This is a genomic window from Roseococcus sp. SYP-B2431, from assembly GCF_004336745.1.
In the GTDB taxonomy this organism is placed as follows: Bacteria; Pseudomonadota; Alphaproteobacteria; order Acetobacterales; family Acetobacteraceae; genus Roseococcus.
The window spans coordinates 635742-652586 of sequence record NZ_SJXD01000025.1; the positions used below are offsets into that span (position 1 = coordinate 635742).

Annotated in this window: 18 protein-coding genes; 8 read left to right on the plus strand and 10 right to left on the minus strand. The window is 65.4% G+C overall.

The genetic code is table 11. From position 1 onward, the window contains the following. The first annotated feature begins 26 nt into the window (after positions 1-26). Positions 27-1016, plus strand: a complete 990-nt coding sequence (locus EJV46_RS14285; protein ID WP_131549298.1) for a tripartite tricarboxylate transporter substrate binding protein — start codon at positions 27-29, stop codon at positions 1014-1016. A gap of 102 nt (positions 1017-1118) precedes the next feature. Here the strand turns inward: EJV46_RS14285 and EJV46_RS14290 are convergent, their stop codons facing one another. Together EJV46_RS14290 and EJV46_RS14295 are read right to left on the minus strand one after the other, a co-directional pair. Then, positions 1119-1358 carry a hypothetical protein gene (locus tag EJV46_RS14290; RefSeq protein ID WP_131549299.1) on the minus strand — a complete coding sequence of 80 codons (240 nt, stop codon included), beginning with the start codon at positions 1356-1358 and terminating at the stop codon, positions 1119-1121. A 605-nt stretch (positions 1359-1963) separates the two neighbouring features. Further along, positions 1964-2929, minus strand: coding sequence for a tripartite tricarboxylate transporter substrate binding protein (locus EJV46_RS14295; protein WP_165585543.1), 966 nt, complete (start codon positions 2927-2929; stop codon positions 1964-1966). A 150-nt stretch (positions 2930-3079) separates the two neighbouring features. On the opposite strand from EJV46_RS14295, the gene EJV46_RS14300 reads away from it, so the two are divergent. From EJV46_RS14300 to EJV46_RS14330, 7 genes are all read left to right on the plus strand, one after another. Beyond that, a complete protein-coding gene (locus EJV46_RS14300; protein WP_165585544.1) occupies positions 3080-3727 on the plus strand; it encodes a TetR/AcrR family transcriptional regulator in 648 nt (215 codons plus the stop codon). A 67-nt stretch (positions 3728-3794) separates the two neighbouring features. After that, positions 3795-4862 (plus strand): amidohydrolase family protein, encoded by a 1068-nt coding sequence (locus EJV46_RS14305; RefSeq protein ID WP_206020815.1) that lies wholly within the window; start codon positions 3795-3797, stop codon positions 4860-4862. Further along, the gene (locus EJV46_RS14310; RefSeq protein WP_131549302.1) at positions 4862-5974 is read left to right on the plus strand and encodes an amidohydrolase family protein; all 1113 of its coding nucleotides are present in this window, start codon (positions 4862-4864) and stop codon (positions 5972-5974) included. The genes EJV46_RS14305 and EJV46_RS14310 overlap by 1 nt, the downstream gene beginning before the upstream one ends. Next, positions 5971-6405, plus strand: coding sequence for a Rieske (2Fe-2S) protein (locus tag EJV46_RS14315; protein WP_240782554.1), 435 nt, complete (start codon positions 5971-5973; stop codon positions 6403-6405). The genes EJV46_RS14310 and EJV46_RS14315 overlap by 4 nt, the downstream gene beginning before the upstream one ends. Continuing rightward, complete coding sequence (locus tag EJV46_RS14320; protein ID WP_131549303.1) at positions 6405-6710, plus strand: non-heme iron oxygenase ferredoxin subunit; 306 nt, start codon at positions 6405-6407, stop codon at positions 6708-6710. The genes EJV46_RS14315 and EJV46_RS14320 overlap by 1 nt, the downstream gene beginning before the upstream one ends. Further along, positions 6710-7909 (plus strand): NAD(P)/FAD-dependent oxidoreductase, encoded by a 1200-nt coding sequence (locus EJV46_RS14325; protein WP_165585545.1) that lies wholly within the window; start codon positions 6710-6712, stop codon positions 7907-7909. The genes EJV46_RS14320 and EJV46_RS14325 overlap by 1 nt, the downstream gene beginning before the upstream one ends. A 31-nt stretch (positions 7910-7940) precedes the next feature. After that, positions 7941-8903 (plus strand): tripartite tricarboxylate transporter substrate binding protein, encoded by a 963-nt coding sequence (locus EJV46_RS14330; protein ID WP_165585546.1) that lies wholly within the window; start codon positions 7941-7943, stop codon positions 8901-8903. 867 nt (positions 8904-9770) lie between these two features. On the opposite strand, the gene EJV46_RS14335 is transcribed toward EJV46_RS14330, so the two are convergent. The 8 genes from EJV46_RS14335 to EJV46_RS14370 form a co-directional block, all read right to left on the minus strand. Continuing rightward, the gene (locus EJV46_RS14335) at positions 9771-10865 is read right to left on the minus strand and encodes an alpha-L-arabinofuranosidase C-terminal domain-containing protein (protein ID WP_131549306.1); all 1095 of its coding nucleotides are present in this window, start codon (positions 10863-10865) and stop codon (positions 9771-9773) included. A gap of 719 nt (positions 10866-11584) precedes the next feature. Beyond that, positions 11585-11920, minus strand: a complete 336-nt coding sequence (locus tag EJV46_RS14340; protein WP_131549307.1) for a hypothetical protein — start codon at positions 11918-11920, stop codon at positions 11585-11587. Between the two features lie 1111 nt (positions 11921-13031). After that, entirely contained in the window at positions 13032-13643 is a 612-nt protein-coding gene (locus EJV46_RS14345) for an alpha/beta fold hydrolase (protein ID WP_240782555.1), read from the minus strand. Between the two features lie 25 nt (positions 13644-13668). Continuing rightward, complete coding sequence (locus tag EJV46_RS14350) at positions 13669-14484, minus strand: isocitrate lyase/phosphoenolpyruvate mutase family protein (protein WP_240782568.1); 816 nt, start codon at positions 14482-14484, stop codon at positions 13669-13671. A 2-nt stretch (positions 14485-14486) separates the two neighbouring features. Continuing rightward, a complete protein-coding gene (locus EJV46_RS14355; RefSeq protein WP_165585547.1) occupies positions 14487-14957 on the minus strand; it encodes a cupin domain-containing protein in 471 nt (156 codons plus the stop codon). Between the two features lie 17 nt (positions 14958-14974). Further along, the gene (locus EJV46_RS14360; RefSeq protein WP_131549308.1) at positions 14975-15718 is read right to left on the minus strand and encodes an SDR family NAD(P)-dependent oxidoreductase; all 744 of its coding nucleotides are present in this window, start codon (positions 15716-15718) and stop codon (positions 14975-14977) included. 100 nt (positions 15719-15818) lie between these two features. Then, on the minus strand, positions 15819-16034 hold the full coding sequence (locus EJV46_RS14365) for a DUF1127 domain-containing protein (RefSeq protein ID WP_131549309.1): 216 nt from the start codon (positions 16032-16034) through the stop codon (positions 15819-15821). 117 nt (positions 16035-16151) lie between these two features. Beyond that, positions 16152-16736 carry a LysE family translocator gene (locus EJV46_RS14370; RefSeq protein WP_131549310.1) on the minus strand — a complete coding sequence of 195 codons (585 nt, stop codon included), beginning with the start codon at positions 16734-16736 and terminating at the stop codon, positions 16152-16154. Positions 16737-16845 lie beyond the last annotated feature (109 nt).

Consider the following 16845-nt stretch of genomic DNA (forward strand, 5'->3'; position numbering starts at 1 on the left):
GGCGCGCCGGCACAAGGGAACGATAGATGACGACTAAGATCTTTCGGCGCGGCGTCCTCGCCGCCGCGGGCCTCGCGGCTCCGGACCTGGCGGGAAAGGGCTGGGCGCAGTCCAGCTATCCCAACCGGCCGATCCGGATCGTCGTGCCTTTCTCGCCCGGCGGCACGACAGACCTCCTGGCTCGGATCGCGGGGCAGCATCTGTCCGACGCCTGGGGACAGCCGGTCGTCGTCGAAAACCGTAGCGGGGCAGGGGGCAATATCGGCGCGGAGTTCGTCGCGAAGGCGCCGCCGGACGGATATACGCTGCTCTTTGCGACGGTGGGCGCATTGGTGACCAACCAGTACCTTTACCGGCAGATGCCCTATGACAGCGCTACCGCCTTTGCGCCCGTGGCCCTATTCGGCGAAGTCGCCAATGTGCTGGCTGTGCATCCAAGCCTGCCGGTCAACTCCGTCTCGGAATATGTGGAGCTTTGCAAGGCGAGGGGCGCCGGCGGCCTGAGCTTCGGCTCGCCCGCCATCGGCGGCAGCGGGCATCTGGCCATGGCCTACTTGGAATTCAGGGCCGGATTCAAGGTGGAGCATGTCGTCTATCGGGGCAGTTCCGACGTGCTGAAGGACCTCCTGGCCGGGCATATTCCGAGCACGATGGACAATCTGCCGCCCTATCTCCCGCATTTCCGCACCGGGGCGCTCCGGCCCCTCGGGGTCACTTCCTCGCGGCGTTCGCCGGCCATTCCGGAACTGCCAACGATCGCGGAGCAAGGCTATGCTGGCTTTGACGCGGCACCTTGGTGGCATGTCTCGGCGCCCGCGGGCACGCCCACGGAGATCCTTCGGAAGCTCTCCGATGAACTGGTGCGGGCCATGACGCTGCCCGATGTGATCCGGCGTGTCCGGGAGTCAGGTGCTTCGGAGCTTGGAGGATCAGGAGACGAACTTGCTCAGCGCATCGTGACCGAAACTCCAAAGTGGAGACAGATCGTCGCGGCTGCGGGCCTTGAACCGCAGTGAAATGCCGATCCGCTCCGCCCGATTCACCCCCGGCCGGCTGGGGCTGGATTGAGCCGCTGACTCCGTAAGCTCCGCCGCGCGGGCGCCGACCGCGTTCCGTCGTTAGCCCGCCTCGGCCTGATCGATTTGCCGCCAGGTGTCCTGAAGAAAGGCGGCAGACGGGAGATCGCCCAGGCCCGTAAACACACCTCGCTCGCGGAAGGTTCGCGCCACGATGTGCCAGTCGACCTCATCGTTGGCGACGAACTCGGCGAGATCATGATGGTTCGCACGCATCCACTTCGCAACGCTGGATTGCAGCCATATCGTATTAGCTGAATGTCGTTTTGCGGCTGCACTCATTTTGGGATCCTGGTGGGCTGAAGCGGCGCTTCACCTCGGGAGGCTCAAGGGAGAGTTCAATGATTTGGACGACGGCCGGTGAAATTTAGGCGGGGCACTAACGCCACCCCCAGGCGCCACTGACGAGTGAGCAGGCGATGGACGCGCAATTTTTTCTGCTGCCCGCAGGCCCACGTCCCAATATTTGATAGGTGTTGAGGCGAGCGCGGACGCTTACGCTATCGCCGCTGCGGCGGCGCTGAAGGAAGCGCTATTTTGCTGGGGGACGCCCTGGCGAATGGACCATGGCGGGTTGCCCGCGGAGCGATGAAGCCGGTTCGAATCCGGCCCGCAGTAGCGTGGCCCGGCACGGTCCACCGGCCAGGCCACGCATTGATCGGGGATCCGAAGCGGCCGTTCCCGCCACCATAGGCAGGACGAACCCGCCCCACCGGCCTCAAACGCCCCGGGAGGCTGTCCGCGTCTTTTTCATGAGGCGGTCGCCAGGATTGCCACCCAGCACCCAACCGTGGCCTGCGGGTCAGCCTGAGGTCGATCCGCAGGCAGCCGCCGCGCCAAATCGAGCAGCCTCGCGGCTATGGTGCAGAAGCTGGCGCTGGGGCGGCCTATTGCAGCCGGATGCCGCGAGTCTGAACCAGCTCGCCGAGCTTCGATGTCTCTCGACTCAGCATCCCAGCGAACTCGGCCGAGCTCAGCACGAACGGCTGCATATCTGGCGTCATCCGCGTCCGAAGCTCCGGGCTCTGTAGCCCGGCGCCGATGCTGCGGTGCAGGCGAGCGGCCACTGCCTCCGGCGTCCCCGAAGGCATCATGAGCCCATGGAAATAACTATAATCGATGGGAAATCCGGCTTCGGCGAAGGTCGGCAGGTCCGGAAGGTCGGGTAGTCGCTCGGGTGTGGATATTCCGATGATCCGGGCGTTGCCGGCGCGGTGTTGCTGAAGCACGTTCATGGTCGAGATGCAGACGGCTGGCAGGTTGCCCGCGACCATGTCGGTGACAGCGAGAGTCTCCCCGCGGTAGCCGACATTCTCTAGCTCGATGCCGGTGAGGCCCCGCAGCATCTCCATCAGAATTTGCCCAGTGCTGGCATTGCCGAGCGTGCCGTAGCTGAGCGTGCCCTGCCGCTTCACGTAGTCTACGAACTCACGGACATTGCGGACCGGTACGTCCTTGCCGACGGCGAGGACCATGGGGGCCTTGAAGGTGGGTGTAAGCGGCAGGAAGTCGCTCAACCGGTAGGACAGGTTTGGGATGAGCAGCGGGTTCAACGTCATCGCCGCATAGAGCATATAGCCGATGGTATAGCCGTCCGGGGCCGCGCGGGCGATCGCCTCGCTGGCGAGGATCCCATTGGCGCCTGGCCGGTTCTCGATGATGACCGGCTGGCCAAACTCCGCGCGCATGCCCTCAGCGAGGAAGCGCGAGATAGTGTCGGAGATGCCGCCGGCGGCGACGGGAACAATGATGCGCAGCGGCCGATCCGGAAACCGCGCTTGGGCGAGGGCTGGCGCTGCGAGGCTGGCGAGGCCGGCTGCGAGAATCGTGCGGCGCGGTAAGCTAAGGGTCACTGGGGTTCCTCCGGACGATTTTTGGCGGCCAGAGCCGCGCATTGCCCCGATGAAGCCCGCCACTTACTTGTGCGTCAAGAGCGATGTCCCGCGGTGTCGGGAGAAGGATGCGGAATGATAGAGCGTGTTGAACCGATAGGCCGAGTGCCGATGCGCGACGAGATCAAACGCGTCGCCACACGACTGCTGATGCTGCGCGGGTACCGAGGGGTGAGCTATGGCGACATCGCTCAGGAACTCGAGATCACCACGACCAATATCCATTACCATTTCGGCCCCAAGGCGCGGCTCGTGGCTACGGTGATGCATGACTACGTCGAGCAGGTTGGCGGCCGATACCACGGTATCTGGACCGCGGCGCGGACCGGCCTGACCTCGAAGGTGGAGGCTACGGTCGCCTTCAACCGCGAAGCATTTACGCGCCTCAATCCTCACGGCAGCGAGGGCAATTCCTGGAGCCTCATCACCCGGCTCTCGGCCGAGGGCGAGGCGCTGGACGATCTGATGCGCGAGCGGGTCCTGGTCTTCCGCCGCGACATCCAGGCGAGCGCCATCACCGGCATGGAGCAGGCCGTGGCCGAGGGTGAGCTGCGTCCCGAAGCGCCGTGCCACCAGCTGGGTCGGCTGATGGCCAGCTGTTTTCTCTACGCAGTCCATATCTCACGGGACAGCGGCGGATTTCGTGGACTGTCGCAGCACTACGCCGCCCAGCTCGACCTTATCGAGCGGAGTTGGGGCACGGCTGCGAGACCAGCCGTGGTTGGGTCCGGAACGTCGGGAGGACTTATTGACACGTAAGTTTTAGACCGATAGCTTCCAGGCAATTACCGCGGGCCAATTCCGCGTTGCTCAGGGAGGTTCTCGGATGGGGCATATCGCCGCCACTGGTTTGATCGACTGCGACATCCATCCCGCCGTCCCCGGCATGAAGGCGCTGCTCCCCTATTTCGACGCACATTGGCAGGAGGTGATCGACGCCCGTGGCGTCGACGGGCTCGACCTTGCTTACTACCCGCCCAGTGCGCCGATCAGCGCCCGCCCGGATTGGCGGGTCCCCGGCCGCAAGCCGGGCTCCACGCTCGCGGACATGCAATCCCAGGCGCTCGACGCCTTCGGGATCAGCCGGGGCATTCTCAACTGCCTCTACGGCGGACCGGCCATGTACAGCGCCGACCTCAGCGCCGCGATCTGTCGTGCGACCAATGCCTGGGTCGCCGCCGAATGGCTCGACAAGGACGACCGGCTACGCGCCTCCATCGTCATCCCCATCCAGAACACCGAGCTCGCGGTGGACGAGATCGAGCGCTGGGCGCCCAACCGCCGGTTCGTGCAGATCCTGCTGCTGGGTGCGCACGAATCCCTGCTCGGCCAGCGTGAGCACTGGCCCATCTACAAGGCGGCTGAGAAGCATGGACTCCCTATCGCCATCCATGCCGGCAGTGCCATGCGGCATGCGCCGACCGCCAATGGCTGGCCGTCCACGCTCTATGAGGAGCATTGCAGCTTCGCGCTGACCTTCCAGAGCCAACTCCTCAGCCTTATCGCCGAAGGCGTCTTCACCAAATTCCCAGCGCTGCGCGTGGTGCTGCTGGAATCCGGGATCTCCTGGCTGCCGAGCTTCTTCTGGAGAGGCACGAAGATGTGGCGCGGCATGCGCAAAGAGATTCCCTGGGTCGACGCCTCTCCCGCGGCCATTGTGCGCGACCGCGTTCGCTTCTCGCTGCAGACATGGGACCTGCCGCCGGATCCGACGCAGCTCGACCAGCTGCTCGAGCAGATCGGCGCAGACGACATCTTCCTCTTCTCGACCGACTACCCGCATTGGCGCTTCGATGGTGGCGATCCGACCCGGGGCCTGCCTCCAGCCTTGCTGGGCAAAGCCCTGCGCGACACGCCGCTGGCCACCTATTCCCGCCTGAAGGAGACCGCGTGATGAGCAGCTCCACCCTCCACGCTCCGACCAGAGCAAAGGACCCCACCCTTAAGCTGGTGGATTGCGACATTCACCCGACGGTCCGGTCCATGAAGGACCTGCACCCCTACATGTCCACCCGCTGGCGCGAGCATCTCGCCACCTTCGGCCAGCGCTTCCGCCAGGCTTTCGTCGCCTCCACCGCTTTTCCCAAGGCCACGCCCCAGCTTGCCCGCCGGGATGCTTGGCCCGAGGACGGCAGCCCGCCCGGCTCGGACCTCGCGATGATGCAGCGCCAGCACCTCGACGCGAACGGCATCGACCGCGGCATGCTCTTTCCGCTCTTTCCGCGCGCGCTGGACGAGCGGAACATCGATTGCGCGCATGCCGTTTGCCGCGCCATCAACGACTGGCAGGTAGCCGAGTGGATCGAGCCGGAGCCTCGCCTCAAGGGCACCATTACCGTGATGGCCGAGGACGCCGACGGCGCTGTCGCGGAGATTGAACGCTGCGCCAAGCTGAAGGGCTTCGCGCAAGTCGCCCTCGTGACGCGGCCGATCGAGCCGCTCGGCCGGAAGCGCTACTGGCGCATTTACGAGGCCGCCGTGCATCACGGCTTCCCGCTAGGGCTGCACAACTCGGGCAATAACGGCCATTCGGTCACTGCCGGCGGTGCGCCCTCTTTCTATTTCGAGGAGCATCAGGCGGTCTCCATGAGCCTGCACGCAATGGCGACCAGTTTCATCATCGAGGGGGTGCCAGAGCGTCTGCCGGAACTGAAGATCGTGGTGGTCGAAGGCGGCTTCGCCTGGGCCGCACCGCTGGGCTGGCGCATGGACGGCCTCTTCGACCGCTTCCGCGGCGAAGTGCCCTATCTGAAGATGAAGCCGTCGGAGTACCTGCGCCGGAACTTCTGGTGGACCACCCAGCCCATGGAAGAGCCGGAGAAGCCCGAGGAGCTGCGCCAGATGCTCGACTGGATGGGCTGGGACAAGATCGTCTTTGCCTCCGACTATCCGCATTGGGACTCGGACGACCCTCGCCATGCTTTCAAGATCCGCATGAGCGAAGCCGAGAAGCGCGGCATCTTCGCCGGCAATGCCGAGGCGATCTACGGAGAACGGCTGGCATGAGTGCGTCCGCGACCCTGACGCGACATGTGGTCGCCAAGGTAGGGGAGATCCCGGAACGGGGGAGCAAGCTCGTGAAGGTGAAGGGCAGGCCTATCGCGCTCTTTCACGTGGACGGCGAATACTTTGCCATTAGCAACGTCTGTCCGCACGAGGGCGGCAGCCTGTGCCACGGGAAGCTAGTGGGCCTGATCCGCTCCAGCGAACCGGGAGTCTATGAGCGGACACGACCGTTCGAGATGCTGCAATGCCCTTGGCATGGCTGGGAGTTCGATATCCGCACGGGGCAATCCTATTGCGACCCCGACAGCATTAAGGCGCGGTCCTATGCCGTAACGGTGAAGGACGGGGCAGAGCTCGCTGAGGGACCTTTCGTGGCGGAGACATTCCCAGTCTCGGTGGAGGACCAGTATGTGCTCATCGAGATGAAATGATGACTTGGCACGACGTGGCGCCGGAAGGCGATTTCGAGCCGGACGTACCGAAGGTGGTGCAGGTCGGCGACGACCGCATCGCGGTCTTCCGATTGGACGACGGCTTCTACGCCATCAGCGACATTTGCACCCATGAGTATGCGCTGCTCTCCGACGGGTTCTGCGAGGAGGGCAAGATCGAATGCCCGCTGCACCAAGCCTGCTTCGACATCCGCTCCGGCAAGGCATTGGACGAGCCTGCCGAGATCGACCTCCACACCTATCCTACCCGCGTCGAGGGCGGCGTGGTGCAGTTCCAACTCTGATGCGAACGGTCATCATCGGTGCGGGCCAGGCTGGTCGCCGCACGGCGGAATTGCTGCGCGGGTTGGACGCGGAGCGCGAGATCCTACTGCTCGGCGAGGAGGCGGAGCCGCCCTATGATCGACCGCCGCTCTCCAAGGAGATCCTGCTCGGCGAGGAGCACCCGCGCGGGCTGATGCAGCGAGATATCCACGCCTATGAGACCCAGCGCATCGCGCTGCTGCTCGGTGAGCGGGTGGAGGGCATCGACGTGGGCACGGCGCGCGTGGCGAAGGCGGACGGGGAACGCATCGCATTCGATTCTCTGGTGATTGCGACCGGCGCGCGGGCACGCGGCCTTCCAATTGCCGGCGCCAACGACCCGCGCGTGCTGACCTTGCGCAGCATGGCCGACGCCCGCGCGCTGAGCGCGCGACTGCGGCCTGGCCTTCGCCTCGCGGTAGGGGGCGCGGGGCTTATCGGTCTGGAAGTTGCAGCGGCCGCGATCCAGCTCGGCTGCGCGGTGACTGTGCTGGAGATGGGCGACCGCGCCATGGCGCGCTGCGTGCCCGAGACCATCAGTTCGCGGATCGAGACCTGGCATCGCGCGGCGGGCGTCGTGTTGAAATTCGGCTGCCGACTGACTGCAATCGAGCCCCGGCGCGAGGCGCTTCGCCTCTACACCAGCGGTGGCGAGATCGAGGCCGACCTGCTGCTCGTCGCCATCGGTGCCGTACCCAATGACGAGCTGGCGCGTGAGGCGGGCATCGCCGTCGAGGACGGGATTCTCACAGATGCCTCTGGCCGCACCTCGCACCCGCAGGTCTTCGCTGCCGGCGAGGTCGCGCGCATTCGTCGCCCCAGCGGTCGCCATGTCCGCTTTGAGACCTGGCAGGTTGCGCAGCACCAGCCGGTGGCGGTCGCTCACGCGCTCTGCGGAACAGAAAGACCCTATGCCGAATTGCCTTGGCACTGGACGGACCAGTTTGGGCACAACGTCCAGATCTTGGGCGCACACAGCTCCGGCCTCGATTGGCTCCTGCGCGCAGAGGGTGAACGTCTCTCCTGTCTGGGCCTCGATGCCGATGGCCGCGTTCAGGGGGCTGTGCTCATCGACAATGGCCGCGAGGCGACGCCGCTGCGGCGGATCATCGCCGCCGGTAAGCCGCTCGGGCGCCAGAGGTTGCTGGATCCTTCGGTGCCTCTACGCCAGCTCTGCTGAGCAATCCAAGAATTCTCGGGAGGATAAAACAATGAAAACGACACGGCGCCTGATGATCGGCGGCACGCTCGCCGCCCCGCTGACTGCCCGCGCGCAACCGCGGCTGATCGACAAACCTGTCCGTTTCGTCGTTGCCTATACGGCAGGCGGCGCGGCCGACGTTACCGCCCGCACCGTGGCGCAGCGGCTTACCGAAAAGATCGGCGTGCCCGTCGTGGTGGAGAATCGGCCGGGTGGTAACACGTTGATCGCGACGCAATCCGTGCAGCGAGCGCCGGCTGACGGTACGAGCTACCTCGTGGTCTCGCTTAACTTCGCGTTGAACCGCGTGCTCATTGCTAACCTTCCCTACGATCCCTTCGGGGATTTCACGGCGGTCGGCCTAATGTCCTCCGCTCCGAACATCCTGGTCGTGCACCCCTCCTTTCCGGCGCGCAATGTGCAGGAATTCGTGGCCGAGCTCCGGAAGCGCCCTGGCGAGATCGCCGTGGCGCATACCGGCGTGGGCACGATCACCCATCTCGCCGGCGAGCTGCTCTACGATATGTCGGACACGCGGGTAAACCTCATCGCCTATGGCGGCAGCGCGCCGGCACATAGCGATCTGCTGGCAGGACGGGTTTCGGCCATGTTCGACAGCAGCAGCATCCAGCACATCGCCGACGGGCGCTTGCGCGCGCTCGGCATCACCGGCGCTCAGCGGCTCGCGATCCTTCCAGATGTGCCAACGATCGCCGAACAAGGCTTCCCGGGTTACGAGGCGAGTTCCTGGTACGGGCTCGTAGCGCGCCATGGAACCTCACCGGAGATTATCCGACAGGTCTCGGCGGAGGTCCAAGGCATCATGCGTCTGCAGGACGTTCGGGAGCTGCTTGGACAGCGCGCATACATTCCAGGCGACACCACAGCCGAGCAGTTCGACGCCTTCATGCGCCATGAGGCGCAGCGTTGGACAGATCTCGTGCGCAAGCGGAATATCCGGGCGGATGTTTGATTAGCGATCAGCCTCAGGTTAGGAACAGAGATCAGCTTCATTTCGGCATGCTTCCGCGGCACGTCTTTCTCCCGCACGCTTAGAATGAGCGCCGAGCTGAGTTCGGGATTCGTTCGGGGAAAACCGGTATGTCACGGTTGCATGGTAACGCCAGGCGACTGATCCGGACGCACCTGATCTGCTCACCCCAGCCCTTGAGCCTCTTCAAGCAGCGCGCCTCAAAAGCTGCGCGGTATCGCGATCTGTCAATGGCGGCAGGTTCGAGCGACCGCGGATCGTCCTTGGGTGATCGGGGGGACAGTGACGGGTGCGCCGGCCCAGCCTTTACGCATAGGGCATGACAGCCGTCACCCTCACTGCTCCGTAGCTAGCAAGCCACCAAGATCCGGCCTTATCTGGCGAGCTTCGATAATTCGGCGGTGAAGCTTTGGTCGGGCGGATCTCTCTCATGCTGCCAGCTCGGGCGCCGTGAAGCTCTCAGTCCTTCGGCGGTTGAGAGCTCAAAGCAAATCCACCATGCGAAGCAAGCGCTGGCCTTCCTCGGGACAGAACAAATGCTCAACGACGCGCAGCACTTAGCGCGGCCTCGCTGGTCTGGGCACGCGGGGCTCGGGCTCGTAGCACCCGGCTGATCAGCCAGGCGAGCAAGCACGAGGCAATGCTGGCTCCAGCGCCGACGAACCTGCCCGCTGCCGCGCGACAGGCGGTCTCCCGCAACATGCTCAAGAACTCGCTGCTGGAGGAGCTTTCGACGGCGACCGAGCTCCGCCACCTTACCTGGCGGGAGGACGAGAAGGTGCCTGGCTTGCTCCGCGCACCATTGCCGGTGGCCTGGATGAACGGCATCGAGCCCAGGCTGCTGCTGGCTCAGTTCGGGATTAGGTCGACTTCTACCACACTCACCGACGCCGCCGGAAAGCGCCAGGTCACGTTAGGGCCCGGCAAGACAGGCAGTTCAACTGGGGTGAATACGTCAGGCTGGTCCTGTGTGACGGCCTGCCGGGGGCTTGCCGGTGAGATCTCCAGGATCCGGCCTCCTGCGACGGACCGTCCGTCGATCGCGAGAGTCGCTTCAACTGCGCCGTTGTAACGAATGTTCGCAACGTGCAGAAACACCCGCTCGCCCGTCCGACTGGCCGCGATGTCGAGGTCCGGCGGAGCCGTCGTTACGGCGATCGCTTGCTGTCCGCTGTGCCGCCCGAAGAGCCGCATCACAGAACCGGCAGGTGTCAGGTAGCTTATACCGCGTGGCACTTGCAGCCGAAGAGCCGCGACGGTCCAGCGAGTGGCACAGAAGTCGGCGGCCGTGGCGATCCGAACGCGGTCACCGTGCCGCTGATAGATATTGAGTGCACGCGCGTGATAGGCCCCGGTGAGCCACTCCTCCAGTATGGCATTGGCGTTGTGCGGAACGAGGCTGAGGTGCCCTTCGGTCACAGCTATGCCGGTTCGCGCTCCCTGTGCGCGGATGACATCCTCGAGTTCCACAATCCTGTCCTCGATGCCCCCCGACATTTCCATCAGCTCCGCCCAGGCCTGCGCGGGATCTTGCTGGTAACGCGTGCCCCTGAGGACCGTGTCCGAAGCCCGGGGGATCTGTTGCATCATGTGAATCGCAATGTCGTCGATATATCCGCCCGCCTGCCGCAGCATATCGGCCGCCCAAAGAGAGCGGTCATCGCCAGAGCCTCGGTCGCCCCAGGCGATCAGCCGGATTGAGGGGTCGCGTGCTCGCATAGCCCTCGCGAAGGAGACGGTGTGAGCAATGGCTTCGGTTTTCGAGAAGCCGCCGTCACCGTATGAGGTTTCGTTGCCGATCTGCCAAATATTGACGTCGTGTGGCGTAACAGCACCGTCGGCTCGCCGTGCGCCGTGCGCCGTGATCGGGATCGTTGCAGTAGGATACCCAGTCGGCGGCTTCTCGCTCGTCTCCGGTGCGGTCACCTTCTCGGGTGTGCGCAAGCGATCTGTGACCGTCGCTTAGGAAGTTCACGCAGAGCATCGGCGCAGCCCACACGCGGCGGCAGAGGTTCACCAGCTCTGCAGTCCCCACACGGTTCCCAGCCTCCCCATTGGTGGTTCCGCATCGCGCGCCTGCTAGCCACCGGGCCAACGCCCTCACGCCAACGATAGTATCGGCTTACCAGACCACCCCATCGTATTGCTCCTGGCGCTAGATCTCTGGCGGCGTCCACGAAGTCAGGTCGCCAATCGTCAAGATCATAATCCCAAGCTGCGTCGACAGCGCTGTCGGTATCACCGAGTGGCTCCGTGAACTGCATGTACAGGTAGGGTGAAATTGCGAATAGCGGCGTGAGGTCGATGCGGATGAGGCCCGGTGGTTCCCGCCTAGCCGCAGCGGCCATGCTCGATTGATCCGCTGCCGCTCGGTCAATGGCCGTGACGGCACCAGAGGCAGCAAGCAACCGGCGTCGAGTGGCATCCATCGCACTCCTTCGCCCATTGCAGGGCACAGAGAAGGTGACGGGCTGCTGGCCCGGCAAAGCCAAGCTTCGAATCGGTTGATCGTCCTCGCGGCTGGCCGTCCCGGGCAGTCCGAAGCACCTCGGTGCCAGAAAGAAATCCAGCGCTCGAGAACTTAGTACCTGCGTGAACGAACCTCCGTCAGACTGGCGGCCCGTCGCTGCGAGCGTCTCTCCGGATGAGCGTCCCGAAGTTCTTCACCGGTGACGCTCCTGGGAAAGCCGGCGGCGCTCCACGTCCAACTCGCGCTGACGCTCGGCGAGGCGTTCCTGCCGCTGCATGATCTGACGTCGTTCCTCACGGGAACTCTGGCGGGGAGCACGCTCATAGCCGCGTTCCTCCCGTCGTTCGCCACGTCGACGGCCGGGACCCTCGTCCCGATAGTCCCGGCGGCCGTCGTCGAGCTGCTGCTGCTGTGGCTGGCCAAGGACCTGGGGCGCAACCTGGCGAAGAATATCGGTCAATTCTTGTGCTCGAACTGACGTGATCGAAAAGGCGAGCGCGATGGGGATCGCAGCGATGATGAATTTCATAGGTGTTCTCCGGCTGGTTTGAGGGTTGGAGAGGCGGCGACTGGTTCTGCAAAAGTGCTGGTGAAACGGGCACATCTAGGCTCATCCGTATGCAGGTGACCGCTCGGTGCCGCCCGCGTCTTCACGGTGCGCCGAAACGGGTCGCGGCCGCCCGATGTCGAGGTCTGGCCAGCGAAGCCGCTACCGTGCTCAACCCAGGCTCTCACGCATCGAGCCTCGGTTTGGAGAACGCAGGAAACGGTGGAACGTTGTGCAGGCCCGGCCGAGCACGGGTACTACCGGGCAAGTGCGCGTTCCAGCGGACTCAGCGCAACCGGACAGCACAGCGACGGATCAAAGAAGGTCGCAGCGAAGGCGACAATGGCGCCTGCAGCTGAGCTCAGGAGCAGCTAGGGAGAGCCCGCGGCAAGAGGCGGTGCTGGCCGGCGGAGGTGACGGCCAGCGCCCGCGCGCCAGCCTAGCCGATGGGGGAATGGGGGCCAACCGCCACGGTGGCTAAATGGTGGTTCCAGATTTGCCCGGTAGGCGATCGAGATTCGCAACCAGCCGGCGCATCTCGGAAGAAAAATTCGTCAATTTTAAACTTAAAGCTTGTAGACTAAATCACCCGAGTCCCGAGCTTCGGAGACTTCGCGTCGCCAGAGAGCAATTTCCAGGGTCGCTGCGTTCTCCAACCCTCAAGCCTCCCCAGCAAAACCCCAGGAAACCTGCGGTTCAGAGCGGCAATGGGGCAAGGGAAATGCGAGCTTGGGAAACCGACTGGAGCAGCGGTGGGAACCGGAATCTAACCTTCTCTGGAGACAAGAGAGCCGCTGGTTACCTTCGAGCCCCGATCGTGTCCTGCGGCACATTTGCTGAGGCTATTGGGATGTCGGCTCGCTGCTCCACGGATTGATGCCATCTCTGAGCCACTGAATGGTGGAAGCCCAGAACGTCTCTTCATGGCGAGCATGAAACAAACCAAAATGGCCAACCGCCTCGCTGCCGAGCGAGCGCGGCTGCAACACGACCATCGTGCGGGGTGAGTGGCAGTAATACGAAAGGCCGCGTCGCATGGCCGCCGGTGTCGCATATTCATCGTCCGCGGTAGCGACGGCCAGGATGGGCGCCTTCACCGCAGCGAAGCGTCTGAGAAGCGCGGCCCGCTCTCCTGCTTCGTGGCAAGTCTCGAATCGAGAACCACGAAAGCTCCATTCATTGGCGACGCCGGCCGGCAGATCCTCCAGCCAGCCCAGCCGCCGACCTGGAAATAGCCAAGCGCCGCTGTGAGCATGGGCATCGCGACATGCCATTTCAGCAGCAGCCTCAATCGGCGATGCGCGGCGTAGTCCCGCCAATAGGCGTACTGCGCCCCGACGGTCAGGATGCGCGACAGGGCAGGTGCAGCCTCGGCGTATCCCGGCAGGAAACCGCCGATGCTGTGGCCGACCACATGAAGCGGCATGCCATGCCGGGCATCACACAGGAAGCGCAACGCCGCATCGAAATCCAGCATTCCCCAATCCCGCCAGCGGTAGCCACAACCGCGAAGGCGCGGAGGCCGCGACGCCCCGATGCCCCGGTAGTCATAGGTGAGGGCGTGGAAGCCATGGCGGGAGAGGAATTGCGCATAGCGATGATAGTACCGCGCGAGGACGCCGGTCGCCGGGTTCACCACACCGCCCCGAGCGCGGCCCCTTCGGCGTGCCACAGATGCCCGCCCAGCAGCACGCCATCCCGGCATGGGATGTTGACGGTCTCACCGCCACTCATCGCCCGAGGCGTTCGACCGCGGCGCTCCGGTAGCGGAAGCGCCCATCCCGCAGCACGGCCGCAGCCGCGGCGGTCCAGGCCTCCTCCGCCACCTTCGCCAGGGCGTGCCCCAGGCTGACCCGCCGGACGCCTGCCGCCCGAAGTTCCTCCAGGCTCCAATCCGGGCTTGTGGGCCCCATCAGCACATTCACCGGGCGCTTCACGGCAGCGCAGACGGCGCGCACGGCATCCATGCGGGGCAGGTTAGGCGCGAACAGGACATCCGCCCCTACTGCCTCGAAGGCGCGCAGACGCGCGATGGTGTCGCCCAAGTCCTCGCGCCCCCAGGCATGGTTCTCCGCCCGGGCGGTCAGCACGAAGCCCGTACCGCTCGCCTTTGCGGCAGCGGCCGCCGCAGCGACACGCGCGACTGCGAGATCGAAGTCATGGATCGGGCGCATCTCGTCGCCGGTGAAGTCTTCGATCGAGCCGCCCGCCAGCCCGGCGCTGATGGCCATGCGGATCGTCTCCGCGCAATCCTCGGGGCGTGGGCCGAAGCCATCTTCCAGATCGGCCGAGACCGGCAGCGAGGTCGCCGCCGCTAGGGCGGCGGCATGGGACAGCACCCTGTCCCGTCCGGCCTGATTGTCCGGCAGGCCGTATTCGGCCGCCAGCGCTGCGCTGCTGGTGCCGATAGCTGCAAAGCCCATCGCCTGGAGGCGCATGGCCGAACCTACGCTCCAGGCATTGGCGAGGACGAAGGGGCCGGCGCCCTCGTGCAGATCCCGGAACCTGGTTCCGGGCCCGCATGCCATCACGGTTGATCCGGCCATCGTCAATACGACCTCCCGTCCTTGCGCCGGAAGCGCCAGCCGGCCCCGGTATTAACGGCGATAAGATCGTCAGCGGGGTAGGACACTTCGTCCCCCTCGGTGCGATCGCCCGACTCGAGATAGCGTGCGGCCTCGGTGCCACGGTTCTCCAGGTGGTGCGCAGGCCCGCCTGCGGGGAAGCCCGCGCAGTCCCCCGGCTGCAATAGCGTCTCCTCGCCGTCGCCGGTCACGAGCACCAGCCGGCCTTCCAACACGTAGATGAACTCGTCCTGGCGGCTGTGCGTGTGGTGCAGCGCGGAGGCCGCGCCCGGCGCCAGCTCGGTGAGGTTCACGCCGAAATTCCGCAACCCAAAGACATCGCCCAGGGCTCGCTTGACCCGACCGGCCATGCGCAGGGCGAACTCAGGTGGATAGTTCGAGGGCCGTGCCCGCGGCGCGACCTCCATGGCCGGTACTGCAACGGGACGTGTCATGGCCGTTTCTTCCTGGCTCACAAGCCGCCCGAGACGCGGAGCACGGTCCCGGTGCAGTAGGAGGCCGCGTCGGAGAGCAGCCAGCCCACCGCCGAGGCGATCTCCTGCGGTTCGCCCACCCTTCCCATCGGCACCCGCATGGCGACGCGCGCGGGGCGGCTTGGGTCCCCGGCCAGCGCATGGATGCCGGTGTTCACGGTACCGGGCGCCACGGCGTTCACTCGGATGCCGAGCGCCGCCACCTCCCGCGCCAGACCCAGCGTGAAGGCTTCGACGGCGGCCTTGCTGGCGGCGTAGTGCACGTATTCGCCGGGACTACCGGTCTGGGCTGCGATGGAGGAGATGTTCACGATAGATCGCCCCTTGGCCCCGGCCGTCCCGAAGCAGCGCAGGGCGGCCTGGGCGCAGAGCATGGTGCCTGTCAGGTTCACCTCGACGACCCTCCGCATCCAGACGGCGTCGAGCTCGGCGAAGGCACCAAGCGGCCCGGTGATGCCGGCATTGTTCACCAGCGCATGCAGGGCGCCGAAGCGGGCTTGCGCATCGGCCAGGAAGCGCTGAATCCCGTCCTCGCTTGTCACATCGAGCGGCATGGCGATCGCCTCGCTGCCTTCCTGGAGAATGGCGGAGACCACATCGGCCGCCTCCTCCGGATGCCGGCAGCCGATGGCAATCCGATATCCCCCGCGAGCGAGCTCGATCGCGATGGCGGCACCGATGCCCCGGCTGCCACCGGTGACGACGACCAATTCAGACGACATGTGGACCATCTCCCGTGCCTCAGCCTGGCGCGCCGATCCCCGGCGACAAAGTCAGAAATGCTTATTCGCCGCATCGGCAATCCTTCGGTTTCTGCGCACGTCACAATTGCCACCACCATTTGCGCTGCTCGTGCCAGACCGTGCTCCGACTTGCGCCGATGTCGCGCAGCATCCGCTCGTCCATCTCGGCCAGATGAAGGCGCTGGCGGTGACAGCGCAGGCGATGCACGAATCTCGCCCAGGCGCCGGCCAGCCGGCCGATGCGGCGGATGCCGGCGGCGACGCCGGGGCCCGAAGGGGCGGGACGGTTTTCCATGACCGCATCTTCCGCCTTGCAACCGCCCCCGACAGGCCACGGCCGGCCTGCTTGGCGTCGAACTGCATCTCCACCCGGCCAGCACGGTTTCTGCCATGGGGATGCGAACCGGAATGCTCAAAGCCAGATGGGAATGATCGAGGCGGCGAGCAGTGCGCCGAGCGTGCCATTCACGATCGCCCATTGCTGCCTGCTGTGCAGCCGGCGCCCCATCTCCTGGCCGGCCATGCACCAGAAGGACAGCGCCAGCAACGCGCAGGCCCCGAAGCTGGAGCCCAGCAGCAGCGCCAGGCCGGCAGGCCCTTCCGCGAGCCCCGAGAAGGATGCAGCCGCGCTGAGTGTGACGGCCCAGGCCTTGGGGTTCTGCAAGGTCAGCAGCAGCCCCAGCAGCACCCCGCCCGGCGCCGCAGTGCTACCACAGGGTGGCCCGGCCCGAGCGATGCGCCCAGCGAGCCAGAGCAGATAGGCCGAGCCCAGCACTCGCAGCATGTCCTGGACCGAAGGCAGCACGAGGAGCGCCGCGCCAAGACCGCTGCCGACGAGGCATCCCAGCAGGCCGAGTCCGGATCCCAGGCCCAGGACGAGCGGCAGCGACCGCAGAAAACCAAATCGAGCTCCCGAAGCGATGGCGAGGACGGTGGCAGCACCTGGCGTGAAGGCGGCCACTGCGGCAAAGGCCCATAACGGCCAGATCGCTGTCATCGGATGCTCCGAACGGGATCGCGCAGGGTCGGCCGCCCTCGGGTTGTCGGCCAGGCACGGATGCCACGAACTGTGCTGCCGGAACGCCGCCACAGTTGGCCGGGACGGG